The sequence below is a fragment of the Arthrobacter sp. 2MCAF15 genome (assembly GCF_052115605.1).
Classification (GTDB): Bacteria; Actinomycetota; Actinomycetes; order Actinomycetales; family Micrococcaceae; genus Arthrobacter.
Genome location: NZ_JBFRGZ010000013.1, coordinates 118,686 through 142,011 on the forward strand (window position 1 = coordinate 118,686; position 23,326 = coordinate 142,011).

At 62.1% G+C, this 23,326-nt stretch carries 20 protein-coding genes, 1 tRNA gene and 1 pseudogene; 10 read left to right on the top strand and 12 right to left on the bottom strand.

Annotated elements, in window-relative coordinates; translation table 11 throughout:
- Nucleotides 1–40: 40 nt before the first annotated feature.
- Nucleotides 41–1,147: a DUF3644 domain-containing protein gene (locus tag AB4089_RS15550; protein ID WP_441410175.1), complete on the bottom strand. Its 1,107-nt coding sequence runs from the start codon at nucleotides 1,145–1,147 to the stop codon at nucleotides 41–43.
- 199 nt (nucleotides 1,148–1,346) lie between these two features.
- On the opposite strand from AB4089_RS15550, the gene AB4089_RS15555 reads away from it, so the two are divergent.
- Both AB4089_RS15555 and AB4089_RS15560 read left to right on the top strand, forming a co-directional pair.
- Nucleotides 1,347–2,243, top strand: a complete 897-nt coding sequence (locus tag AB4089_RS15555) for a hypothetical protein (RefSeq protein WP_441410176.1) — start codon at nucleotides 1,347–1,349, stop codon at nucleotides 2,241–2,243.
- A complete protein-coding gene (locus tag AB4089_RS15560) occupies nucleotides 2,240–2,908 on the top strand; it encodes an RES family NAD+ phosphorylase (RefSeq protein WP_441410177.1) in 669 nt (222 codons plus the stop codon). Before AB4089_RS15555 ends, AB4089_RS15560 begins: the two co-directional genes overlap by 4 nt.
- Nucleotides 2,909–3,263: 355 nt before the next feature.
- On the opposite strand, the gene AB4089_RS15565 is transcribed toward AB4089_RS15560, so the two are convergent.
- Both AB4089_RS15565 and AB4089_RS15570 read right to left on the bottom strand, forming a co-directional pair.
- Nucleotides 3,264–4,334, bottom strand: a complete 1,071-nt coding sequence (locus tag AB4089_RS15565; RefSeq protein WP_441410178.1) for an ImmA/IrrE family metallo-endopeptidase — start codon at nucleotides 4,332–4,334, stop codon at nucleotides 3,264–3,266.
- Complete coding sequence (locus AB4089_RS15570; RefSeq protein ID WP_441410179.1) at nucleotides 4,297–5,193, bottom strand: hypothetical protein; 897 nt, start codon at nucleotides 5,191–5,193, stop codon at nucleotides 4,297–4,299. Before AB4089_RS15570 ends, AB4089_RS15565 begins: the two co-directional genes overlap by 38 nt.
- Nucleotides 5,194–5,867: 674 nt before the next feature.
- On the opposite strand from AB4089_RS15570, the pseudogene istA reads away from it, so the two are divergent.
- Both istA and AB4089_RS15580 read left to right on the top strand, forming a co-directional pair.
- Nucleotides 5,868–7,274, top strand: a pseudogene (gene istA / locus AB4089_RS15575) (IS21 family transposase); the annotation flags it as partial.
- Nucleotides 7,271–8,017 carry an ATP-binding protein gene (locus tag AB4089_RS15580; RefSeq protein ID WP_441410180.1) on the top strand — a complete coding sequence of 249 codons (747 nt, stop codon included), beginning with the start codon at nucleotides 7,271–7,273 and terminating at the stop codon, nucleotides 8,015–8,017. The pseudogene istA and the gene AB4089_RS15580, both read left to right, overlap by 4 nt.
- Nucleotides 8,018–8,275: 258 nt before the next feature.
- On the opposite strand, the gene AB4089_RS15585 is transcribed toward AB4089_RS15580, so the two are convergent.
- Both AB4089_RS15585 and AB4089_RS15590 read right to left on the bottom strand, forming a co-directional pair.
- The gene (locus tag AB4089_RS15585) at nucleotides 8,276–8,803 is read right to left on the bottom strand and encodes a hypothetical protein (protein WP_441410181.1); all 528 of its coding nucleotides are present in this window, start codon (nucleotides 8,801–8,803) and stop codon (nucleotides 8,276–8,278) included.
- A 172-nt stretch (nucleotides 8,804–8,975) separates the two neighbouring features.
- Nucleotides 8,976–9,548: a recombinase family protein gene (locus AB4089_RS15590; RefSeq protein ID WP_441410182.1), complete on the bottom strand. Its 573-nt coding sequence runs from the start codon at nucleotides 9,546–9,548 to the stop codon at nucleotides 8,976–8,978.
- Nucleotides 9,549–9,889: 341 nt separating this feature from the next.
- On the opposite strand from AB4089_RS15590, the gene AB4089_RS15595 reads away from it, so the two are divergent.
- Nucleotides 9,890–9,972: transfer RNA gene (locus AB4089_RS15595), tRNA-Leu, on the top strand.
- Nucleotides 9,973–10,519: 547 nt separating this feature from the next.
- On the opposite strand, the gene AB4089_RS15600 is transcribed toward AB4089_RS15595, so the two are convergent.
- Both AB4089_RS15600 and AB4089_RS15605 read right to left on the bottom strand, forming a co-directional pair.
- Nucleotides 10,520–11,359: a GIY-YIG nuclease family protein gene (locus AB4089_RS15600; protein ID WP_441410183.1), complete on the bottom strand. Its 840-nt coding sequence runs from the start codon at nucleotides 11,357–11,359 to the stop codon at nucleotides 10,520–10,522.
- A 98-nt stretch (nucleotides 11,360–11,457) separates the two neighbouring features.
- Nucleotides 11,458–12,342, bottom strand: coding sequence for a GIY-YIG nuclease family protein (locus AB4089_RS15605; protein WP_441410184.1), 885 nt, complete (start codon nucleotides 12,340–12,342; stop codon nucleotides 11,458–11,460).
- Between the two features lie 630 nt (nucleotides 12,343–12,972).
- Between AB4089_RS15605 and AB4089_RS15610 the strand changes: the two genes are divergently transcribed.
- From AB4089_RS15610 to AB4089_RS15625, 4 genes are all read left to right on the top strand, one after another.
- Nucleotides 12,973–14,181: a PD-(D/E)XK nuclease family protein gene (locus AB4089_RS15610; protein ID WP_441410185.1), complete on the top strand. Its 1,209-nt coding sequence runs from the start codon at nucleotides 12,973–12,975 to the stop codon at nucleotides 14,179–14,181.
- Nucleotides 14,182–14,451: 270 nt separating this feature from the next.
- The gene (locus tag AB4089_RS15615) at nucleotides 14,452–14,586 is read left to right on the top strand and encodes a hypothetical protein (RefSeq protein ID WP_441410186.1); all 135 of its coding nucleotides are present in this window, start codon (nucleotides 14,452–14,454) and stop codon (nucleotides 14,584–14,586) included.
- Between the two features lie 215 nt (nucleotides 14,587–14,801).
- Complete coding sequence (locus tag AB4089_RS15620) at nucleotides 14,802–16,643, top strand: site-specific DNA-methyltransferase (protein WP_441410187.1); 1,842 nt, start codon at nucleotides 14,802–14,804, stop codon at nucleotides 16,641–16,643.
- A gap of 14 nt (nucleotides 16,644–16,657) precedes the next feature.
- A complete protein-coding gene (locus AB4089_RS15625) occupies nucleotides 16,658–19,318 on the top strand; it encodes a DEAD/DEAH box helicase (RefSeq protein ID WP_441410188.1) in 2,661 nt (886 codons plus the stop codon).
- Nucleotides 19,319–19,675: 357 nt separating this feature from the next.
- Here AB4089_RS15625 and AB4089_RS15630 read toward each other — a convergent pair whose 3' ends face one another.
- The 4 genes from AB4089_RS15630 to AB4089_RS15645 form a co-directional block, all read right to left on the bottom strand.
- On the bottom strand, nucleotides 19,676–19,978 hold the full coding sequence (locus AB4089_RS15630) for a hypothetical protein (protein WP_441410189.1): 303 nt from the start codon (nucleotides 19,976–19,978) through the stop codon (nucleotides 19,676–19,678).
- Nucleotides 19,979–20,057: 79 nt separating this feature from the next.
- Nucleotides 20,058–20,366 carry a hypothetical protein gene (locus tag AB4089_RS15635; RefSeq protein WP_441410190.1) on the bottom strand — a complete coding sequence of 103 codons (309 nt, stop codon included), beginning with the start codon at nucleotides 20,364–20,366 and terminating at the stop codon, nucleotides 20,058–20,060.
- Nucleotides 20,347–20,679, bottom strand: coding sequence for a hypothetical protein (locus tag AB4089_RS15640; RefSeq protein WP_441410191.1), 333 nt, complete (start codon nucleotides 20,677–20,679; stop codon nucleotides 20,347–20,349). Before AB4089_RS15640 ends, AB4089_RS15635 begins: the two co-directional genes overlap by 20 nt.
- A gap of 228 nt (nucleotides 20,680–20,907) precedes the next feature.
- Nucleotides 20,908–21,558: a helicase associated domain-containing protein gene (locus tag AB4089_RS15645; RefSeq protein ID WP_441410192.1), complete on the bottom strand. Its 651-nt coding sequence runs from the start codon at nucleotides 21,556–21,558 to the stop codon at nucleotides 20,908–20,910.
- Nucleotides 21,559–21,770: 212 nt separating this feature from the next.
- On the opposite strand from AB4089_RS15645, the gene AB4089_RS15650 reads away from it, so the two are divergent.
- Nucleotides 21,771–22,391, top strand: coding sequence for a DNA-binding protein (locus tag AB4089_RS15650; protein ID WP_441410193.1), 621 nt, complete (start codon nucleotides 21,771–21,773; stop codon nucleotides 22,389–22,391).
- 208 nt (nucleotides 22,392–22,599) lie between these two features.
- On the opposite strand, the gene AB4089_RS15655 is transcribed toward AB4089_RS15650, so the two are convergent.
- Entirely contained in the window at nucleotides 22,600–22,875 is a 276-nt protein-coding gene (locus tag AB4089_RS15655) for a hypothetical protein (RefSeq protein ID WP_441410194.1), read from the bottom strand.
- Nucleotides 22,876–23,326 lie beyond the last annotated feature (451 nt).

A 23,326-nucleotide genomic window follows, 5' to 3' on the forward strand; every position in this document is an offset into this window, starting at 1 on the left:
CGGCCAGTGCGGATGTCATAGAGGAACCGGGTTAGCACAGCTAGGGTGCCAAACAGCCCGGCTGGGTGCAAGGCGTGGGCTTTTTACCTTTGGGAGGAGTGCGGTGTGCGTTCCACAGGTCTGGCAGGCTTAGGGACTCTTTTGCTTCTTTCATTTTTCTCAGCGCGTTGTCTGAATAGCGGATGAGAGATGTGGAACCGAAGACAAAGCGGTGGGAATGCACGTCATCGTTGCTGTCCAGGTTGAAGTGGCGGCGGACGGCTGTCGCACGTGTTCGATCAATGCCGGACTTGTCAGCCAGATCGTAGGGCCCCATATAAAACTTCTTCTCTAGGTCTACGGTCCGTATGGCTGAAGGTTCTAAGCCACTGTCGGCGGAAACATATGTCATGGGGAGGCCGCCGGTCTTGACTAGCCTTACTTCGACGGTGAGGCCTTCGCCGGAGACGTTCGAGCCCACCGTACTCAGTTTCGGGAATACTTGCGTGCGTGACTTGCGGGACCGAACGCCCCGCTCCACGCGTCGGACGTCCGCTTCCCGAATCTCAGCCGCATCGGGATCTGTGTGAGACTCCATGGCTAACAGCGCTCGAATACGAGAATGCGCCTCTGCCCTTCCCCGCCGATTGGGATGCAGAAGTTCGGCGATGCGGGCGTACTCGCGGTCGACCAGGAGTTGAAAGTCCTGGGGAGGCTCCGCGCTGATGGGCAGCACTCGCGTTGGCAGATGGTCGCCGAGTCGTTCACCGAATACTTTGTTCAGCAACTCGTCGTAAAGGGTGATCGCCGCGCGGACGTGCAGGTAGAGCAGTCCCTCGTCTACGGTGGCGTACCAGTGCTGCTCGGCATCCCGCCAAGCATCGATAACTCGCATGGTCCCAGCGTCTCCGTCGGACACTTTAATCCCTGGCGTTTCTTGGCATTTCCTGATTGCGGCTTCGAAAGAAATAGATTTCTCCGAGCGCTTGTCGAAAACCGTAACCTTGGCGGCGTCCAGGGAAGCTTTGAGCAGCATTTCAAATGCGTGCTGGAGATTGAGCAGAACAGCCGTCGTCCGGCCATCGTTGTCCAGCGAGTTGAAAGCTGTGACGGCGGTCCGAAGCGATGACAACGACTTCCTCTTCAACTCCCTGACGTTCACGGACATACGCGGCATGTAAATCTCCAGATCTTGCAGTTCTGCTGTACAAGAACCTTAGCCGGGCCCACAAACACCGAGCCGCCTCTGTTTGCCTACAGGCGGCGCAAGTCAATGCTGCCCGTTCAAACGCAACCAGCACCTCATGCGCAACTGGAAACCAATGTCAGCCATAGACCTTTACGTCTGAGACGGCTAGTATTTCCGTATGAACCGTACAGCCACGCCCCCAGATGGAGCCCACGCCGGGCTTTCGGACGAGCCGGAACGCAGGTCCGTCATCACCGTCGTTTTCGAGGAGGGCGACGTTTCTGCTGAGGTCGCCCTTGCCGACGGCGCCAAGGTCCTCGCGGCCGCCAACGAGGAGACTCTGGAACTCCTCGAACAGTCGTCGGCCGATGCCGGACATGACTACATGGTGTATGTCCAAGGTGCTGCAGTCAGGGCCGCACTGTTCAACACGGCCGCGAGCAGTAACTTCAACACCGTAATTGAGGGTGTAAAGGCGAGGGCGTTCAAAGCTGACATCGTAGATGGCGCTGTTGTGGGCATCCCACAGGTCCTTGAAGTCGTCGCGCAACAGCCTGCTTTGATCGAGGCTACGGAGGCCGCCGGCAGGCTGGTCAGCCAACTCACGGACTCGATGGCGGCATTGGCGCCATCCCTTGCTGCCAAGGAAGGATTCGCCGTCTCCCCGCAGGTGGCGTACGCCCTCGCACAGGAGGAGCAAGATTTGCGGGCTATCGAGGATGAGTTCGGCTGGCTCGACAGCGGCGGCGTCGCGGAGCAAATGGGCAAGAAACGGAGCCGAACGTTGGCTTCTAACCTGCGTGCCAGAGGGCAGCTTCTAGGCTACGTCCGCCGTGGCCAGCAGGCAGTCCGCTTCCCTAAATTCCAGTTTGACGGGATGGGGGTTCTCCCTGTCATTCCTGACTTGATCCGTATCGCGAATGAGCGGGGGGTTGCACAGGAGGATCTGATCTTCTGGCTTTGCGCGCCCACTGGGATGCTTGAGGAAGACGCCCGGCCAGTGGACAAGCTTCGTGCGGACCCGGACGCGGTCCTCGCCGCGGCACGCTACGACATCGGCGGGCACTCCTGGTGAACGCCGGGCCGGGGGAGCCAGCGATCCTTGGCGGGCCAGGGGAGCCACCGAACCCTTTCGACCCGATCATCGAACCGCTGCACCCCGGCACTGTTCTCTGGCGTGTCCACGACAACGACTACACAGGTGACGCCTTCCACCCTGGCGGCCCGGACGCCAAACACTCTCGGTTCTCTTTCTTCGGAACTCCGAAACACGTCCCGGTGCTCTATCTAGGAAAAAGCGAAGAGTGCGCGATCGCGGAAACGATCCTCCACGACAAGGTCAAGGGGAGCATGATCGACTCTGCGGACTATGCCGACAAGGTCCTGAGCAAAGTCACAATTGGCCGTAAACTCCGGCTTGTCTCCTTCAGGGGCTTCGGCCTTACTCGCCTGGGAACGACATCTGGGCAGCTGACTGCCTCGCCCTCCCGCTACTACGATCAGACGCGCCCGTGGGCAGAAACCGCTCATGGTGTCGACGGCGTCCATGGAATTATCTGGACGAGCGCGCGTTTTGACGAGCAACCGGCCTACATGCTGTTCGGCGATCGAGTTGGCAACCCTGGCGACCTCGACGCGGGCGACGGCGCTGTGAAGGCGTACGGAGCCGGAGATGGACTCGATGACCTCATCGAAATCTGTCGAATAGTCAAAGTGAGGATCAGGCTTCCCAGAGTCTAAGCACTTATCCGAGGGCAAATACCTTTGGCAAAGTCCCCTGCCGGGACCAGAACTCACGTTTCATGAATGCCTCAGCAAAGGATCCATAAATGCGCCAGGCGGGCGAGCACTTCCGGGGCTTCCGGAGCTCCCGGCGCGACATGGATCGCGGCTGTCTCGAAATGCCGTCTAACAACAGGGAATCTCATGACAGCGAAATGTTTGGGATTGCGAGAACGTGATGACGTTAATGGCTGTGATCGGGTGCGCAAGAGTTCTTCCCACGGAATAGAACGTCAAGCTGCAGCTCGCTTCGATCCGCGCCGCCTAGGTCGATGGCCTACCGAAGCAACCGCAGACCTCGGCTCCTGGCAATTTACTCATCGTGGTATGCGTGTATTGACCTTTTGGCGGCCGCATCCGCCACGCTGAGTTCCATCCAGCATTCAGTGCAGATGGGGAGTTTTGACTCGCAAGAGCAGGCACCGCACTCTGGGCACTTGTAGTCACCGCACTTGCACCGCGAGGTCGTTCCATCTTTTTCAAAGATTGCTTCGCAGGATGGAGCAACGCACTGCTGAATGGCGGAGCCCCAGCGTTGATTGCCGTATCTTGTTTCTGGCCTTGCCACGGAGAATGCCCACGTACCCTCAATGTCTAAGGCAACGTCGAACCTGATGTCGTACCGTCGGTTGGTGGTCGAGAAGACAAGTCCTTCTCGTGCTCCTCCCTTGGCAGTGAGTGGCCCATCGCCGGCTTCCCTAATTAGGCGAGAGAGATCGGGCTGTACGACTCCCTGAGGGACTCGGTATATCGATTCGCTTGTGCTGACCGACAAGGTGACTTTCCCTGTCCAATCACTGAGGATTATGAGAGCTTTATCTGAGGTCGCGTGCCGGGCCGCAGCGATGCAACACGCTTGACGGGAGGCAGCGGCTGCGCCATAGAGAGCGGCTATGCCTTCAGCAGTTAAGGGCCCATCACCGAGGTGCTCAGCAAGAAGCTGTGCAGGCAGTAGGACATCGCTTGCTAGGGCGTCTGCGACGGATTCTTCCAGTCGATCTCGTTCGTAATCTGTGAGTTCGCTGAGCACTCCCAACGCCCACGCCTTGTCCGTTTGCTGGAGGTGGTGTCCTAGCTCGTGAATCGCCGTGAAGTTGTCCCTTCCCCTGCTGTTGGACCGGTGAATACTCACGGTTGGCGGGGAGGGTCGATAGTATCCGCTGACGGAACATCCGGCCGGTGCGGACGACACGTATCTCAGAGAGATCCCGGAGTGATTGTCTAGTGTCTCGATGGGATCTTCGGCCAGTCCGGCCAGCTGATGGTCCTCTGCGATCTTTGCTTTGAAATATTCGACAGCGACTTCAATGTGCTTCAGCTGGGTCCAGTCAGAGACGGGTCGAACCTCAGGAAGTTCCATCATGTTCTCCAAGTAGGCGTTCAAGCGCCGCGCGAACCTTAACGCTCACCGCTCTACTTGATCCTGTGCTTCGTGCAGCCAGTGCGAACTCCTCCCTGGCGGCATTGCGGCTTTGGTTTTCCGTCGCTCCTCTTAGTCCGGCCAATCGGCGTAGTGCGTCTTTATGCTCCGGACGCTGCAGTTCCCGCACTTCCGGTCCATCCGGCGATTTGAAGATCTCGTCGAATGGGAGCTGAAGCAGGGAACACAAACGCTCGGTCGAGGGCTCGTCTACTGCTTTCTTCCCGGTCCATAGCGCCAGAGATTCTGCGACTTCCAACTCGAGAGCGGTGGCGACGTCCTCGGCGGTTCTGCCCTTGGCCGCAAGTGCTTCCCTGGCCAAGACGGCTTCACCTGGTCGTTTTTCTGGCCATTCGATGAAGCAAAGCTGCCGGAATAGCTGAATGATGTCTTCCCTGTCGGCCGCCGGAGGTCCCTGCTCATTGGCGTTGATAAGGGGGAGGGGAGCGGGGCCGTTTTCATATGCGAAGCGTCGGAGCAATTGAACCTGCCGAGGGGAGAGAGCGCTGTCGATCTTCCTATGAAGGAGATGCATTCCGAGCCCGGTTTCTGCATACGGCCATAAAGTCAGAGGCGTCTTAAAATGACGTGAGTGGAGTTCCACCGCCACGTTGTTTAGATCCGGAGGTTGAAGAGTGACCGGCCAGGCCCGGACGAATCCGGGATAAACGCTGCCGACGACAGCAAGACTTAAGGCATGACCGTTCCACGACAGCAACCAAAGATCACCGCATGCTGGGTCTCCCGCCTCTCCATGAAGCCAGACTTGTCGTGCAGTTGCTTCGAGTTGCGCTGGCGCTTCATCGAGGCTCAGGGCAGTCATAATTCCTCACATGGGTAAAAGGGACAACCGGTTCTACCCGTATTTGTGGTCTTCCCAGAACTTTAAAAGGGCTGTGGCGCTGGTTTCTTCAAGCGGTCCGTAGTGGGGGCAGAGGGTTTCGTTTCCCATGACATTTGCTGAAACGGTGTGCTGGAACCGAAGGGACCACCAACCCGGTTTGTCGAGATTACAGGCCATCTCAACGGCACTGTCTAGGAACGGATAACCCTGCGGTGGGGGTGATGTTGTCCTTCCCACAGACACCCATAGACCGTCCGGCGTGGGCTGAAGAGTGCCGATGCGGCGTTTTGCTTCGTGTGCGTCTCCGCCAACAAGTACGTCGCGGTGAGCGCCGTAAACGTTGGCCGGATGAATCATCTGATCTTTCATAAGCCCCCCGACCGCGCTATCCCCACGTGTGTCAATTACTCGCTCGCACACGGTCCGCGGCGAAGTTTCCTAAATGATTTTCTATGCTAGCAGCGATGCTCGGCCAAGCTGACGCTTTGACTGCGTCGACCACGCATTGAATATTGGCGTTTTTGGGGTCCATCTGTCGTGTGTTTGGGGGCCGGTGGGCTGAGCGCGCAGTAGCGGTCTTGGGTGCCGGTAGTGGCGTGCTTGGGGGCCACCCAGTTTAGGCTCCTTCCGTCGTGTGTATAGGGCGCACGGCGGACAGCTCGGACCGCGAGGTGTATGCCCGGTTGTTCCCGGGCCGCGGTGAGCATCAAAGCGTGTTCGCGCAGCCGGACTGGGACCAGGTCCACCGGGAGATGGCCCGGGTGGGGGTGACGCTGAAGCTGCTGCATGGCGAGTACTCCGATTCATGCGCCGCGGCCGGTGAGCCGGTGATGGGATATGACCGGTTCTGCAGGACCTACCAGCGGCATGTGTTGGTATCGGGGGCGGCGTCGCGGGTCGGGCACAAGGCCGGGCAGACGGTGGAGGTCGACTGGTCGGGGCCGACGATGCAGTTGGCCGATCCGGTCACGGGCAAGCCTAGGACCGTGTATTTGTTTGTGGGTTGCCTGCCTTTCAGCCGGTATGCGTTCGTTGAACCTGCCCTGGACATGAAGCAGGACACCTGGTTGCGGGCCCATGTGGCGATGTTCGAGGCCTTCACCGGTTCGGTGCCGCGGATCGTGCCGGACAATCTGAAGACCGGTGTCATCAAGCATCCCCGCGAGGGCGAGGTCGTGCTCAATGATGCTTACCGCGAGATGGCGGCGCACTATTCGGCGGCGGTGCTGCCCGGGAGGGTGAAACACCCGAAGGATAAGGCGAGCGTGGAAAACACGGTCGCCCACGTGGCTACCTGGATCATCGCCGGGCTGCGTCAGCGGCAGTTCACTTCGTTGCCGGAGCTCAGGGCCGCCATCATCGAGCGGGTGGCGGCCTACAATGCGGAGCCGTTCCAGAAGCGGCCCGGGTCCAGAGCCGGCGTGTTCGCAGCCGAGGAGCAGCCGCTGCTGACGGGGTTACCGGCGGCGGCCTACGAGATCAGCAGGTGGGTCTACGGGCGCCGGGTGAGCCGGAACGGGCACGTGGTCTGGGAGAGGAACTACTACTCGGTGCCCTTTGCCAATATCGGCACCACGGTGGACCTGCGAATCACCGATCGGGTGATTCAGGCCTACCGGGGCACCGAACGGCTGACCAGCCACCTGCTGCTGCCCGAGGGCGCGGCCAACGAGTACCGCACCAACGACGCTGACCTGCCCGCCGGCGAGAAGTACCGGCAGTGGGACCCGGCCCGGGTGCGGGAGTGGGCCGGACGGATCGGCCCGGCAGCGGTGACCGTGGTCAACCGGATCTTCGAGTCCGTCCCGGTCGACGAGCAGGGCCTGGACGCGGCACTGGCCGTGTTGCGGCTCTCCCGGCGATACTCGGCCGAACGGGTCGAGGCAGCCTGCCGGCTTGCGTTGGCAGGCCGGGTCCGGTCCCCGCGGTATGCGCATCTGCAGCCGATCCTGGCCACAGAGCAGGACAAAGCCGCCGGGCTCAGGCCACCACGGGATGAACCGGTCGAACACGGCGGATACGTGCGTGGCGCCGAATACTACGCAGGTGGTGCCAAGTGAGCGGGATCGATATCGAAACCAAGCGCAAGCTCCGTGAGATGGGTGCCGCCCCGATGCTGGAGGCGCTCGAGGCCCAGGACGAGACGCTCCTGCTCGGTATGGCCTTCGAGGAACGGCTCCGGCTGGTCGTGGACGAGGCCCACTCCGGGTTCAACCACGCCAAGGTTGAGGGACTGATCCGGCGGGCCGGGCTACGCTATCCGGGCGCGGATCTGCGCCGGCTCGACCTCGTGGATGAGCGTGGTCTGGATCGGAACGTGATCGCCCAGCTCGGCACGTGTTCGTTCATCGAACGGCAGCAGAACGTCGTCTTTCAGGGATTCACCGGATCCGGGAAGTCCTACCTGGGGTGCGCCCTGGCCAAACAGGCCTGTCAGCACCGGATCCGGGCCCACTATGTCCGGATGCCCGACCTTGAGGAAGCCTGGGCGCTGGCGAAGGACAAGCCACAGGGACAAACCAAATTCCTGAACAAGTACGCGGCCTTCACCCTGCTCGTGATCGACGAATGGCTTCTCGACCACCCCGACGAGGGCATGCGCAGCATGCTGCTGGAGCTGCTTGAGCGCCGGTACGACACAGCTTCGACCGTGTTCTGCACCCAGTACGCCAAGAAAGACTGGCACCAGCGGCTCGGCTCCGGGGTCCACGCCGATGCGATCATGGACCGCATCGTGCACAACACCATCTGGGTCGATACCGGCAACCACAACATGCGCCAACACGCCACCATGAAGCAGTAAGAAAACGTCGGTGGGGGCGGGTGGCCCCCACATACACGGCCACTGGCCCCCACCGGCAATATCAATGGCCCCGAAAGGCAATATCGAGTGGCTTCCAAACCTTCAAATACTCACAAGCGGTCGCCGGACAACCCATTTGGAATTCAGAAACCGTTGCCGAAATGAAAATAGATCAAAACCTCCTGCAGATGGTTTTTGACCTAGGCGACGGGGCTCTACGAAGCTCATTGCATCCGACGCTCGGTGCCGCGCCCCATCCTAAACTCCCATGGCTGCCAAGTGCTCAAGCAATTCTTCGTGTTCTACGCTAATCAGGCGCTCGACGTCTTCGATGGTGAGGTGACCGATATGCCATCCGACGAGGCGGCTACGGATGCCTCTCATGGCTTCTTCGACATGCACTGGGTCAGGGGCGCGTGCCGCATCTTCCACGTAGGCGCGACAGGTGTCGGACAAGTGGTCAGCGGAGCAGCGGCTGGCGAGGCGAAATAGTGAACGAGTTACAGCATCTGTAGTTGAAGGCTTCTGATTCCGGATGTCCGCCAGGTATTGATCAATGCAGTCGCTGATTGACTCGATCACCTCGCCGCGGACGGATACAGAAGCGATTTCGAGACTTGCTCGCCTGTTTTCTCGTTCGTCCCTTTGGTTCTCGATGCGTTCCGCCGCTTGCGCGGTGATCTGTTGACGGCCAGCGCGCAGGGTTACGCGAGCCGTAATCAGGGCAATGCCAAGGGGCAGGGCGACGTATTTGAGGATTTCCAGAAATGAGCTAAGGGCATCCATTGCGTGCTGTTCTCCTGTCGTTGCCAGCGGTTGCTCCCAGACGCGGTTGGCGTGTATTTCGTGGTGGTTGGGCTAGATTGCGGTCAGGAACGGTCTTAGTCACAGTCTCGCGTAAGGAACTGACAGTTTGTCGGAGGCGATGGAAAGCCGTGGCTCTCTTAGAGGGCCGCTTCTACTGGTTTCGCTGAACGATGCGGTACACCGTGCTCCTGGCGACCTTGAACAGCTCAGCGATCTCGGTGGTGGTGTGCTGTCCTCCCATATATAGGGAGACGAGGTGGGCTTCCTGGCGTTTGCTGAGTTTGGGTTGCTTGCCGCGGAGCCGGCCTTTGGCCTTGGCGACCTGCATGCCTTCGCGGGTGCGGGCGCGGATGAGGTCTGATTCGAATTCGGCGACCATGGCCAGGACGTTGAAGAGGAGTCGGCCGACGGGGTCGGTGGGGTCGTGGATGGATCCGCCGATGCTGAGCTTCACGTTCCGTTTGGTGAGGTCTTCGATGATGTCCCGCGCGTCCGGCAGGGAGCGGGCGAGCCGGTCGAGTTTGGTGACGACGAGGGTGTCGCCGGCCCGGACGGCGGCGAGGGCTTCGCGGAGTCCGGGCCGTTCCTTGTTTCTGCCGGTCAGTCCGTGGTCGACGTAGATCCGGTCATCGGGGACGCCGAGGGCGGCGAGGCCGTTGCGCTGGGCGGTCAGGTCCTGTTCGTTGGTGGATACCCGGGCGTAGCCGATGGTGTGCGCCCTCATGGGTGCAACTGTAGCTGTTGAGCGACCTAAGCGGGACAGTTTTGCGGGCGGGGTATACGCGAATCACGGATCCTAGCATCTGTATGGGATTTTTCGCGGCGGGGGAGCGGGTCGAGGGTGTCGCGGTGGGGGACCGGCTAACGGGATGGTAGCCGGTCGGCCATCCTTGGGAACCGTCGCGTTATCGCCTCCAACGAATCCGACCCGCACGTGCGGGGAATGATACGTGGACGGTTCGGTGCCGGGACATGGCGGCGGGAGACTCCATGGTAAGGTCTTTGTCGCTGCTTCAGGGAAATGCAAAACGCTGAAAAGCGGGAGCTTTCCCCGAATGACCACCTGCGCGGGTGGCGGAATGGCAGACGCGCTAGCTTGAGGTGCTAGTCCTCGAAAGGGGGTGGGGGTTCAAGTCCCCCTCCGCGCACAAAGAAAAACCCCTAGAATCCTTAGATTCTAGGGGTTTTCCTTTTCACCATGCCGGCGTGAGTGTCCAGCCCATAGGCTACGGAACCATATCGAGAGGTTGGGGGGCTGCGATCCGGATGCCATCCTGATCCGTTGTGTGAGCGAAGTCGACCTTTCCATGGGATGCTGCCGCGAAGTGTCGATTGGCAAAGCGAATTCGCATGGATTCATCCCAATCCAAATCGTCGAGATTTTCTGAGTATGTCAACCCGATTCAGGACCACTGGGACGGCCTGAACCAGGACCACCGATGACGGTTCTGACGCGCGACCCATGCTCTTCCGCTTCTGTGAAGACAGACTTTACTCCCGCACGAACACGGCAGCTCCTCCAGGTGGCGGCCACGAAGCTCACTGTTGAGCCCCGGGATTTGGACCGAGCAATATGGCTGCACGAGAGTCCGTCGAAGTAGTGAGGACAGTGCTGTAGCACCTGGCGGCCGCTCCGCTGACGTCGCCCCAAGCATGCTGCAAGGTCGGCGGCTGCGGCGATTTAGAGGGAAGGCCCTAGTTCAGGTTCATGCCGAACTGCCGGGTCAGGAGCGCCCGCTTGAAATGGGCCTCGGCTGCGTCCACCTGCGCCGACGGAGCGCTCGGGGAGAAGACCTGCAGGATACTGAACTGGAAGTGCTGCCGGTGCCGGGCGTCGGTGGTGGCCAACTCCCGGAGTGCGACGTTACCGCCGTGGCCATTTCTGGCGTACTCACTCCAGCGGCCCAAAAAACGCTCCGCGCCGTCGGCCTTGCCCACATACAACCGGCCGGTGCTGGTGTCGGCAATGAGGTAGATGCCCTGCACGGAGCTGAGAGCCGTCCGCCATTGGCCGTATCGATCGTCAGTGATGACAGCCTGAAGCTCTTCAAAGCTCACAAGCAGCGAATCGAATCCTGGGAACGGCACGTAGGACGGATCGGATATCTCTACCACCGTCATCGAGGTTGCCTGGTCGCCTGTCTTCGCCCAGTTCACCGCGTCCTTGGTCCACTCGATCACCAGGCGGTCCGCCAGGGCAGCGAACACCGGGGTGGGCTGCAGGTCAAAGAAGCGGCGATCCTGAGTGCGCTCCGCGAGCACTTCACCATGGTTCTCGTGCGCAATGATGAACCGAGCGCGCCGGCCGGTTGTGGCGAGGAAGTTCAACCAAAACCGGGGCGGAGTTGCCGGGACCTTACTGTTTTGGATGCCCTGCTCTCGTACGTACGGCAGCAGGTCAGGTCCCATCGCATCTGCCCGGGTTCGCAGACCGCCGGGCTTAAGTGTGTGCCGGATGACCAGCAGCTCCTGCGGCGCCAACCCGGTCGCCTGGAAGAGATCTGCGAGGCTCAAGCCACCCGAGATGTCATTCATGCATTACCGTCTGTCTGCCCGCCAACGGCCTCAAAACTTGTTGTTTTCCTAATAGACACGTCGGTGAATGGGAGAAGACCGGGTGTCCATTATCCGCTTTAAGCACTCAGGGCCTGATCTTCCAGTTGCTGGAAGGTCCGCCCGTCCGCGGTCTTCCAGGTAATCCGTCCGTTGATGTTGCCGCCGACGACGATGGCGCCAGCCGTGCTGGGGCTGCTGAAAAGGTGGTCTTTGACGAAGACATAGTCCTCGCCGCGGACCGCGGCAATGCCCTGTTCGACTAGAGCCACACGGCGGCGCGCCAACGAGGCGGAGAGGGAGGGGCGGGCTATGGCTTTACCGACAGAGCCGGCAAGGACGAGCAAACCTTCCGTGGTCGGCCTGGCGCGGGCGTCGGTGCCACTTTCCCTGAAGAACAGGGTTTCAACAGCGTCGCCTCGCCCAAGAGTTCCAGCCAGATTGATTTCGCGGACCGGCTCCAGGACCGGGTAACCCAAAGTGGTTAGGAGAACGGAAATGGTTTCTAGATACTCCCGGCAGTCGGATTCGAGTGGCGGAGGAGTGTGCGGGTTTGATGCCTCGTTGCCATTGTGCAGCTCGTACCGCCGTGCCTGCGCGGCGTTTTGGATCGCCTGCCACTCCATGTAGCCAGTGTGCGTATTCGTCCAAGCGTTCGTCAGGGAAACAGCAACCAGGGCACGCTCCCAGAAGTCCTTTTTGTCCGAGTGCTGCTTGAGCCTGTCACCAACGCTGCCGGTCTGGCCGATATAGCAAGATGGCAGCCCAGACGATGAAGATCCGAACAGGAAGTAGACAGCGACCTGTTTGGATTCTGGCATGTCCCGGAAGTCTCTCAACAGCGGTCGTGGTACCTCGAAAACCCTCACCGTACGCGTGGTGATCTCGGCCATCCGGATGCCGGCCGGATCACCCTGGGGGAGGTAGATCTGGATGGTCTGGGGCAGCGGCGTTCTCGGAGACATACTCGAATCCTAATGAACGCAGCGAAAAGACGGTCACGTGGCACCGCCAATGCGCATTCAAGCGATCGCAGAACGCCGCCAATCATGCGGTGAGTCACATCCACGGGGCGGAACGGCCTGCGCCCATCCTGCCAGCCAGTCCCAGACCAGCCACTGTCAAGACTCACAGTTGTGCGGGATCTGCAGCTCCATCGCCGCTGAAAGAGCCCAACGACCTGTGGGCGGAGCTGGCCGCCGGGGAGGAATTGGAATCCCGGGCAGAAGGTGCCGTCGTCGATGATCTCTTTACCGGACTAAGTCGATGGTTAACGGCGCGTGTCGCCGATCTGGGACGAGCTCTGTCAGCGTCATGCTTTGGTCATGGATCTCTCGGATCGCAGTTCGGATCGGCATCGAGCGGAGGGACTGCCTGTCGCGAAGGTCGGGCGGGTGATTCCTCGTTCCGGTGTTCCGAGGTTCGTGGTCCTCGACGCGAAGGGCGAGGAGTTCGCTCCTGCCACGGAGTATCTGCTTGAGCTGGCAGCGACGGACCGTTCGCCTCAAACGGTACGAACCTATCCGGACTCCTTGGGGTCTGGCGCTGTCCGCGCCGGCCGCTCTATTTGGCGACCACTCAACTAGCATCAGGCTATGGCCCAACGACCGACGGACATGAGTGGCTTCGTCACGGCGCTCGTGCCCACGCTCTCCCGGAGCCTGGCTGAGGAGTTCAATGTCTTCCGGGTGATGCACCACGGCACCCACGAGAAGCAACTTTCCAACGTCTTCGCCTGGCTGCTTGCCACCGATGCGACTCACGCACTCGGCGATGCCTTCCAGCGCATCTTCCTCGAGAGAATCAACGCTGAGCTGCCGGCTCACAAGCAGCTGCCTTCCACCGGCTACCGCGTGGCCCAGGAAGTCGACACCAGAGGATACGAGGAAGCCGCTGGCGGCCAGGTCGGCATGGACATCGCCGACCTCCTCCTCTCGCGAGAGGATGCCGCCGTCGTCGTTGAGAACTACGCGACCACCGATGGGCACGGTCACGACTACCACCGGTACCTCGCCCACGCTGTTGGGCCCGGGAGAGCGGCCGCAGTCGTTTTGCTCTGCCACCGCCGCGAGACCCACCGCCAGCAAGATGGATGGGAACAGGCTGTTGTCGTCACCTATGCCGAGGTTCTAGGGGACCTTCACGCGCACGTTGATCGCGATCGGTCGTGGCGTCGGGGGCATCGTGAGCAGCTTTTCTTCATCCAGCAGATGATTGACCACTTCGTGGAAGGCCCGGCGGCAGTGAACCTCGACGACCAGATCTCCTTCATCAAGGCCATGTGTGAGACCGGGGAGTCTGCACGTTACGGGTACCGGCCGCAGGATCGTGCGGCCCAGGAGTTCGCCGATCTCATCGCCGAGCATGCGCGGCGGCAGCTGGAGGACAGCCGCAAGACCCTAGCCGCTGTGAAGGCCGGGCTGCGCAGCTTTGCGCAGACGACGCTGACGGAGCAGGTGAACGAGACGGTCGAGAGCGGGCCGGTGACGAAGGTCGAGGCGAGGCTCGCCGGCAAATGGGAGTGGTGCGTCGCTATGCGCCGCGCTGATGCGCAGCCGACGATCCTCCTCATGTTCGGGCCCACTGCCGTCGTGGAAAACGAGCGGGCGACAGAGGTGGTGTCCGACCCTGACTACTCGCGAGTGTTCGTGACGCTTAAGACCGCGGGTCAGCAGGGCTTCGAGCAGATCGTGCAGACAGGCGTCAGTCTCGGTGAGGTCATCAACGGGCTGTCTCAGGACGATCACCGTCTGCGAGACGCCGTGCTGGCGGTGGCATCCGAAGGCGGACGGGGACTGGAGTAACTCGCAATCCAACCCATCCATACCCGGCGTTGGGAGTCGAATCCAGGCCGTCCCACAGTCAGAGCGCGAGCCTCGATGTACGTCAAGTGGACCCTGAAACTCAAACACACACCTAGTCTAGGAACGTACAGTTTGGACAGTTTGGCGGGTCCAGCCTTCATAGTCCGGATAAGAAGACGCGGACGAGCTGACGCATGACCGGTTCGGGGTCTTCCATGAGCTCGGAGAGCCGGCGGCTCAGCGACGGGAGCAGCCCAACCCTCGTGTTCGTTGTCGCTAGAAACCCAGCCCATGCTCGATCCGTCGCTAACGGTCGTCGTGGAGCTGGAGGGTGTCCTCGTGGTCGCCGGCTTCGAGGACTTGGCGGACTCCAGGAGGAATTTCGCCAATGCGAACTCCCACTAGAGTGATAGGCAAATAGAAAGGTGGGCCTCCCCTGGCCTGGCCTTTGGCCTCGTGAGAACCGGAGAGTTTCCATTCGTGTCTGTTTTGTCGAGCTTTGCGTGGGCGTCGCCGACGTTCTCCATGGCCCATTCGCCAAGTACGGGTCGGAGGCGTTGTGTCCACGATGCTCCGTCGCCTCGAACGCGTTGTGACTCCGCATCGAAAGGCGGGCACCGATGCCTGAGCTGAACTGGGTTGGCAAAGCCAACGTCATCACTCACCACTTGGACGTGCCTTTCCGGATCCTTGACCGGAAGTACTCATTCGACCAGGGCGGCCAGAAGACGGACGACAACGGGTCGCCGAACATGGTGATCCACGGCGATAATCTCGAAGCTCTCAAGGCGCTGCTCCCGCAGTACGAGGGCCGAGTCGACTGCATCTACATCGACCCGCCCTACAACACAGGCAACGAGGGCTGGGTCTACAACGACAACGTCAACGACCCCAGGATCAAGAAGTGGCTGGGCGACGTCGTCGGCAAGGAGGGCGAGGACCTCTCCCGCCACGACAAGTGGCTGTGCATGATGTACCCGCGTCTTCGACTGCTCCACAAGCTTCTCGCCCCCACCGGCGTCATCTTCATCTCCATTGATGACAACGAGTTTGCGAGCCTCGGCAAGGTCATGGACGAGATCTTCGGCCCCTCCAACCGGCTCGCCTACGCGCCCGTGCGCTCCGAGCCTAGCGGCGGGAAGGACAAGACCGCCCTGCGCACCGGGCACGAGTACCTCCTGATCTACACCAAGGGCGACCAGAGCATGCTGGGGATGGAGGAGAAGGAGAGCGGAGCGCTCAATCTCCACGACTCGCTCGGGCCGTACAAGAAGGGGCGCGAGCTGCGCAAGTGGGGAGCCACGTCCGACCGCTCCGACAGGGCTACGATGTGGTTCCCGGTCACTGCTCCGAACGGAACAGTCGTGCTGCCGATCAAGAACGACGGGACCGAGGGATACTGGCGCTGGGGCAAAGACCATCGCGGGATGGCTCAGATTCTCGTGGATCCCGACTTCGCGCACTGGGAGCTCACGCCGTATGACAAAAGGGTCTCAGTCGACGGTGAGACGGAGCGATGGGTGCCGTACGAGAAGATCCGTGAAGTCACGAGCTCGTTCGGATGGAACACGTGGCTTGACGGCTACGGTACGAATGCGGAGGCCACGGCAGTCATCAAGGCGATCTTCGGTTCCAAGAAGTTCGACACGCCTAAGCCGCTCAGCCTGCTCGAATGGCTCGTCGCTCTCAACAGCAATCCCAATGCAATCGTGCTTGACTCGTTCGCGGGGTCGGGGACGACTGCGCAGGCCGTCCTGAACCTCAACAAGAGAGATGGCGGGAACCGCAGCTTCATCCTGGTCGAGCTGGGCGACTACGCAGACGAGATCACGGCTGAACGAGTGCGCCGCGTGATCAACGGGTACGCCGGCGCGACCTCTGAGGAGGTAGTGCTGTTCGAGCAGAAGCTGACCTTGGGTGCGCTGAAGAACGCTCCCGCGATCCTGGCCGAAGCGGCGAAGGTCGCCGACGACGCTGGTGGAGAGTACACGACGGTGTCCCGTCCCAAGGTGGTCACGAAGGTGGCCGGGAAGACTGGCTCATCCTTCGTGCAGGTAGTCGCCACGCGCACTCGGGACTTCGATGTGTCCGGCACAGGTGGTTCGTTCTCTTATTACGAGCTCGGAGAGCCCCTGCTCGTCGACGGCAATTTGAATGCCTCGGTGCCGGCTGAGCGGATTCGTGACTACATCTGGTTCACCGAAACCCAGACGACGGTATCAGGGGAGTTTTCAGAGGCGCATCCGTATTTCTTGGGGACTGACCGGCACGTTGCCTATCACTTCATCTACGAAGCTGACGAAGTCACGAATCTGGGCCGCAAGTACATCACCTCCCTGTCTCCCGAGGTGATGTCGGACGCTCTGGTGATTTATGCCGACACCTGCACCCTTAGCGACCGGGAGTTGTCGGGCCTGAACATCACGTTCAAGAAGATCCCGCGCGACATTACAAGGCTGTGAGTCAAGGACCCATCATGGAACTCAAGAAATACCAGAAGCGAGTGATCGGTGACCTCGTTTCCTACCTAGATCACCTGAAACAGACCGACTCGCTTTCCGCGGCGTTCGCGGACTACTGGGCGTCCAAGCAGGTGCCGGTCGGTGCGGGTGGGATTCGCTCTTATCAGAACATCATCGATGGGGTGCCTCACGTCTGCTACAAGGTGCCAACCGGCGGGGGTAAGACCCTGCTGGCGTGCGCGTCGGTGCGGCCGATCCTCGACGCGCTGCCGATTCGCAAGCCGAAGGCCGTGGTCTGGCTGGTGCCCTCGGACGCGATCCTCACGCAGACCCTCGCTGCGCTCAAGGACCCCAGCCACCTGTACCGCCAGCAGCTGAACCTGGACTTCGGCTCTCGCGTCGAGGTGTACTCGAAGAAGGAACTGCTGGCGGGGCAGAACTTCAACCCGGCGACGGTCGCCGAGCAGCTCACGGTGATGGTGCTCTCGTACGACTCGTTCCGCTCGGCGAGCAAGGAGGGTCGCAAGGCCTTCCAGGCCAACGGTGCGTTGGAGCCATTCCGAACCGCTCTCGGCCCGGCAGAGGTGACGATCGACGACGCCGACGAGACCGCGTTGTTCCAGGTCATCAACCAGCTCGAGCCCCTAGTCATCGTGGACGAGTCGCACCATGCACGCAGCGATCTCTCCAAGGAGATGCTGCGCAACTTCAATCCCTCGTTCGTGCTGGACCTGACGGCGACCCCGAAGAGCGAGTCCAACATCATCGCTTACGTGGACGCGTTGGCCCTAAAGGCCGAGCACATGGTGAAGCTGCCTGTCGTGGTCTACAACAAGGCGTCGCAGACTGAGGTCATCACTGACGCCATCGACATCCGTCGAGTCCTGGAGCAGGCCGCTGCCGCCGAGCTCGAGGCAGGCGGCGAGTACATCCGACCCATAGTGCTGTTCCAGGCGCAGCCCAAGACTTCGGAGGACGCCACGTCCTTCGAGAAGCTTCGTGCCAAGCTGATCGACGCTGGTGTGCCTCACGACCAGATCGCCATTAAGACGGCCAGCATCGACGAGCTGAAGAGCGTCGACCTCCTCAGTGATTTGTGTCCGATCCGGTTCATCATCACCGTCAACGCCCTCAAGGAGGGCTGGGACTGCCCATTCGCGTACGTGCTCGCGTCCTTGGCCAACAAGACCAGCCAGGTTGACGTTGAGCAGATCCTCGGGCGCGTCCTTCGCCAGCCCTACACCAAGCACCACGCGAACGGTCTGCTCAACACCTCTTATGTCCTGACCTCGTCGAACGACTTCCAATCCACCATCGACAACGTGGTCGCCGGGTTGAACGCGGCGGGATTCACCGCCCGTGACTACCGGGTGGCGGACCAGTCGCCCGTGGACGAGACGGCTCAGCCCACGCCGCCCACGCCGACTGCATCGCCCACATCGGACGAGGTGGGCGTTCCCTCGCGAGAGCCTGGCACGGCGGAGGAGGAGTTCCTGGAGTTCGATGTCGAGGCCGTCTCGGAGCGAATCGGGACCGACGAAGCAGATGTGGTGCCGACGTCCGTTGAGGACATGGTGCGCGTCGCCGAAAAGGCTGGCGACGACTACGAACGCAAGGCGGAAGACGCGCTGGCCACGGCGTCCGAGAATTCGCTGCCGACGGATTTGGAGGACAAGGTGCCCCGCTACGCGATAAGCCCAGCCCATTCGGACCAGGCCCTCGCGCTGCGGCTCCCGAGGTTCTACGTCGAGACCGATGACTTGTTTGCCTCTTTCGAGGGCGAGTCCGCGGTGCCGCTGTCTCCTGCGGGTCTGACGGAGGGGTTCAGCCTCAACGGCCGTGACTCCAACGTGGACCTCGCCCACGCCGTCGAGCAGATCGTGACCGTGGATGTGCGCACAGGCGACGGGGACAGGCCCAAGGCGTTCAACATGAACGCGCGGCAGCAGCAGGAGCTCCGCAAGCACTTCGACTCGCTGCCGATGGAGAGCCGAGTGCGCGAATGCCGCGACATGATCTTGGGTTTCCTCGATAAGAAGAACTACAACGCGATCGTCTCGGAGGACTTGAGGCGCTACGTGCATCGGGTCGTGGAGAGCCTGGATGGCGCGCAGCTCAAGGTCCTCGAGACGTCTCCGCACGCGGCGGCGGCTCGTATCCGCACGAAGATTGATGGATTCCTTGTGGAGCACCGCATGGCCGAGTTCGAAGCAGGGCTGGACGATGAGTCGATCGGTGTTCGCTCGACTTATCAGCTCCCGGAACGCATCTCGCTCACCGAGCCCAACACCTCGGTCGGTGGATCGCTGTATGAGGCGGAAGGGAGCATGAACGGCGAGGAGCGTGACCTCATCATGAAGGTCGCCGCGTTGGACAACGTGGCCTGGTGGCACCGGGTCGTCGAACGAGCGCCTGATGCGTTCTGCATCAATGGACCCATGAACCACTACCCGGACTTCATCGTGTGCACCAAGGGCGGCAAGATCGTCCTGGTCGAGTCCAAGGGCGAGATGCTTAAGAACGATGACTCCCGCGCCAAGATCCGACTCGGTGAGAAGTGGGCGAACGCCGCGGGCGGGATGTACCGCTACTACATGGTCTTCCAAGACGGTGTGCAGCCCTTGGAAGGCGGATTCAGATCATCTGACTTCCTAAGCCGGCTGGGACGCCTGTAACGCACATCGGGGATGCTGTCTGAGACAAACGAAGAACCTCGGCCAGTCAATTCGGTGAGACAAGTCCGACTTACATGAGAAAGATGGTCGGACTAGTCTGCCGTCCAGTGCTGACGCACCGGCGATGCAACAACGCCAGCGCGGCGCTACGTAGCAGCAGGAGGGGCCGGCACCATGTGATGCCGACCCCTTGCTGCTCTCTGGTTCTAGCGACTCATGCCCTTCTGCAAGAGCTTTGTCTGGCCGTTGGCTCCGCGCGTCTTGCGAGCCTTCGGGCTGCGCGCTGGTGCGGTGGGAACGGCTGCGCTGGGCGGGGTGCCCTGGTCCTGGTCGGCGCTAAGCCGTGCCTGGACCGCCTCACGGACGGCCACGCCCTCCAGACTGGCGGCCAGCTCCCGCCGGCGCTCGGCCGAGTCGTACCTGATGCCTGCTTCCCCGCCCTTCGGATAAGTCCTGTTCACGGCCCCGGTCCTCCCGGGCGGCCTCGGCCAGCAGCTGCGCTGCCTGGGTGTTCTCGTCACCGCCGGTGCTGAGCTCCTGCTCTGCCTGTTTGCGGTCCCGTTCGGTCTTCGTCAGGGCAGCGGCCACCGACGCGTCGTCGGCGCCCAGGTTGTCCACGTCCAGGCCGTAGCGGCGTTGCACCTGGTCCCGGATCGCCATGTTGCGAGGGCCGGCAGCGTGAATTCGGCCGGATCGCGGCCCAGGTCTGATCGGTGATCTTTTGAGGGGTCACTGTGGCCTAGTCGCTGATGCTTTCCAGCAGCCACTGGGTTGAGAGCGCGTTCCGGCGCAGGGTGATGGTCCGCAGGGCTGAGTTGGACCCGAGACGGACCTGCACCCTCCAATACTCGATGCTCACCAGGTCGCCGCTGCCCACGGCCGCCGTACGCCGGGTGTCCCACCAGGCGTCCCGGGCGAACCAGTGCACCGGATCAGCCGCCACGGCCCAGATACGGCCATCAAAACGGACGGCCAGGGGAGTGCCGGCCGGGGTGAACCGGACTTCAACGTCAACGTCCAGGGTTGTTTCATTCGCTACTGCTGTCACGGATTACGCGCTCTCCCAAGTTCCTGTTCATCATTTCTTCCCGGCGGGTAACCGCCGAACTCCATACCCAGGTCCGGCGGGTCAGCGGCCCGTCGCACCACGTCACTTCGACGGCTTTCGCCGTCCAGGCGTACACCTCGCCGTCCACCAGCTCAGCGCAGTTCGGAAACCTGATCCACGCCTTCACCGGGATCCCGGGGAAGCCGTTTTTGGACGGGAAGTGCTCGAAGTCGAGCTCTTCCACCGTCAGCCCAATCGGCGACGCCCGCCGCGCATACTGCGCCTGCAGCCTGCCCGCCTGCTCCGGTCCCATACCACCACTTTAGAATATATATTCGAATCGACACGCCGAAAAAAGCGCAATCATGCCGAATGGCATTTGATGGATGATCACGCAGATCTCATTATGTACGGCGGCTACGACAGCCAGCGACCCGCGCGTCGGCGCTGGCCCTCTGGCGGACGGGTTGCGCGCCAGTGGGGACAGCTTTGAGCTGTGCGGAGGGCTCCACCTGCCCCCAATGGGCACAACCCGAACCGGTCACCGGCGGGGAGGGCGGCCTCTGGTTCTCCCGGCCTGCCAACCGGGAACGGACTCATCCAGAAGCCTGATCCTGGCCGGGTCGAGATCGCCGCGGCGGCGTTTGTATCGCTGCTGGTGGATCCACACTCCGAGGGTGTGTTCGCGTTCTGAGTCATAGTCGTGGTGGCGTGGCCAGTCGTGGCCTTCGTGTCGGAAGTCCACGAGCTGGGCGAGGCGGTGGTGCCACCTGGCTTCGTCCGCAGCTGCCCTGTGGTTGTCGGCCCATTCCGGAACTCGTGCGAGTCCGTCACGGTATGCCGGGTCAAGGGTGCCTTCGGCTGCTTCGCGCCGGCGCTCCGAGAGCCACCGGGCCATGGACCGTTCACCTCTGTTCTCCGAATGGCCCCGGGGGAGCCGGCTCTCGGCCGCAATCCAGGCGATGACCTCCTCCATCCGGGCAAGGCTCCTGGGGGAGCGGCCGGTTATGGCGCCGGCAGCGGCTTGGTGTGCTGCCTCAAGCTCCAGATCACGGCGCCGAGCGATGACCAAGTGATATCCGACGACGGCGGGATGAACGCGCACGAGCTCAGCGATGCGTTTCCGGCTCAGCCCGAGCCGGAACATCAGCACCCATTCCGCGTCCGGAGCGCGCCGTAACCGCCTGTCCATAATGGACCCCATCCTGCCACGGCCCCCCGCCATGGGCGGGCTGGCAACGTGGGGGCCGAGGACACGGTGACCCGGGCGTCCGCCGGCCCCCCAGCTCCCGGGGCGGCGGAAACGAGCAGCCGACGAGGCGTTTCGGCGGCGGTATTGCCAAGAAGTAGTAGGAGTAGTAGTTTTATGACTACTACTCCTACTACTATTTTGAGGTTGTCGCCGTGGCGTTGAGTGTAAAAGACCGCGTGTTTGCTGCTGCGGAGCAGATCAGCGCCGAGCGCCGGCCTACCGTCTCGACGGTGCGGGCAGCGGCGGGTGTGAGCAACGCCGATGCCACCCGTTACCTGAAGGAGTGGGTCGAGGAGAAGCAGGCCGCGGGAGGACAGGTCGCCGCGACACCGGCGGCGGTGCTGGAACAGGCCGCGCGCCTGGCCGGGGCCTGCTGGGCCGAAGCGTCCGCCCTGGCCAATGAGCGGCACGCCGCCGCGGAAGCGGTCTGGGCGCAGGAGAAAAAGGACCTGGCACTGGAGATCTCCGAACTCGTCGCTGACCTGGACAAAGTAAGCGCCGAGAAAGACGCGGCCGTCACCGAACTCACCGCCCGGATCACTGCACTCGATACCCAGGCCGCGGCGATGAAGGCGCAGCTGGAGCAGGCACGCACCGCCGAACAGCAGGCCAGCAACACCGCCGCCGACGCAGCTACCAGGCTGGCCGCGGCCGAGGCCCGGGCAGAGACCCTGCAAAAGGCGCACGACGCGCTCCTGCAGCGCATCGTGCCGGAAACCCCGGACAAGAATGACCGGGCCCAGCGAACGAGTGGCGGCGGCCCCCAGCTTTGAGCTGCGCGGGAGGTGCCCTGCCTGGCTTCCCTGACCTCTGGTGGGGAGGCAACAGGCCTCTCACGGAACCGCTGACTCTCGTGAGCTGTCCCTGACAGCCCTGGCTGCCTCGACCATCACCTACCGGGCCGTCTCCAGGGCCCGGTTCCGGCAGGACTCGTAGGCCGGCACAGGACCCGGCCGCCCGGCGGCGGCCGCCCGGCCGCCGCTAGTTTGGCGGTTGCGCTTCCGCTGCGGGGAACTCCCGCAGCGTCGCCGCGACTGCCCTGACCGCTGCCGGGTCCTCGGTCCAGGGCCGGCCCGTGCGGGTACAGGCATGGAAGTTTGTCAGCTCCGATGCCTCCTGGGCCGCCGCCAGTTCGGCCCACGCGTCTTCGAGTTCCCTGAGCTGTTCTGCCGTCAGCGGCTCCCGCGTCTCCGCGCCGGCCGCAGCGACCGTGCCCGCCGTTGCCGGGCGTTTCCTGAAAATACTCCGTACCCCCATGTGCTGCCCCCTTTGACTGAAAAGGCCCGCCCAGGAGGTCTGCTCGGGGGAGAAACACCTGCAACCGGCGGGACCGTTCCACCTTAGCAAGGCCCTGATTTCCGCTGCGCTCCAACCAGTTATGGGGCGTCCGCTGGCGCGGCCGGCTGTTGGGTCCAGGTTCGCCGTCGCAGGGCTCCGGTGACCCTGGCCCTGTCTACGTCTGCGACGTTTTTGTGTTGCTGTCCTGCGGATTCTAGGCGTCCGCTCCAGCCCGTCCAGCCCCTCCTTCGTCGGGGCCTGCGGTGCAGGAAATGTCCCTCCGGCGCTCCTAATTCGTTGTTAAGCAGCTTCTCGCGGGTCATTTCGGTTGGTTTGCCGGGGGCTGTCTTCAGGGTTCTGCGGCACAATCCGCTGGTGCGACGCCTACGGCGCTCTTGGGTCTTTGAATCCTCGACGCAGAGCGGCGCGT

What these genes read in the sequence shown, in the direction of transcription:
- AB4089_RS15550 (WP_441410175.1), bottom strand. Translation starts at nt 1,147, where the DNA reads ATGTCCGTGAACGTCAGGGAGTTGAAGAGGAAGTCGTTGTCATCGCTT.
- AB4089_RS15555 (WP_441410176.1), top strand. Translation starts at nt 1,347, where the DNA reads ATGAACCGTACAGCCACGCCCCCAGATGGAGCCCACGCCGGGCTTTCG.
- AB4089_RS15570 (WP_441410179.1), bottom strand. Translation starts at nt 5,193, where the DNA reads ATGACTGCCCTGAGCCTCGATGAAGCGCCAGCGCAACTCGAAGCAACT.
- AB4089_RS15585 (WP_441410181.1), bottom strand. Translation starts at nt 8,803, where the DNA reads ATGGATGCCCTTAGCTCATTTCTGGAAATCCTCAAATACGTCGCCCTG.
- AB4089_RS15590 (WP_441410182.1), bottom strand. Translation starts at nt 9,548, where the DNA reads ATGAGGGCGCACACCATCGGCTACGCCCGGGTATCCACCAACGAACAG.
- AB4089_RS15600 (WP_441410183.1), bottom strand. Translation starts at nt 11,359, where the DNA reads ATGAATGACATCTCGGGTGGCTTGAGCCTCGCAGATCTCTTCCAGGCG.
- AB4089_RS15605 (WP_441410184.1), bottom strand. Translation starts at nt 12,342, where the DNA reads ATGTCTCCGAGAACGCCGCTGCCCCAGACCATCCAGATCTACCTCCCC.
- AB4089_RS15610 (WP_441410185.1), top strand. Translation starts at nt 12,973, where the DNA reads ATGGCCCAACGACCGACGGACATGAGTGGCTTCGTCACGGCGCTCGTG.
- AB4089_RS15620 (WP_441410187.1), top strand. Translation starts at nt 14,802, where the DNA reads ATGCCTGAGCTGAACTGGGTTGGCAAAGCCAACGTCATCACTCACCAC.
- AB4089_RS15625 (WP_441410188.1), top strand. Translation starts at nt 16,658, where the DNA reads ATGGAACTCAAGAAATACCAGAAGCGAGTGATCGGTGACCTCGTTTCC.
- AB4089_RS15630 (WP_441410189.1), bottom strand. Translation starts at nt 19,978, where the DNA reads ATGGCGATCCGGGACCAGGTGCAACGCCGCTACGGCCTGGACGTGGAC.
- AB4089_RS15640 (WP_441410191.1), bottom strand. Translation starts at nt 20,679, where the DNA reads ATGGGACCGGAGCAGGCGGGCAGGCTGCAGGCGCAGTATGCGCGGCGG.
- AB4089_RS15645 (WP_441410192.1), bottom strand. Translation starts at nt 21,558, where the DNA reads ATGGACAGGCGGTTACGGCGCGCTCCGGACGCGGAATGGGTGCTGATG.
- AB4089_RS15655 (WP_441410194.1), bottom strand. Translation starts at nt 22,875, where the DNA reads ATGGGGGTACGGAGTATTTTCAGGAAACGCCCGGCAACGGCGGGCACG.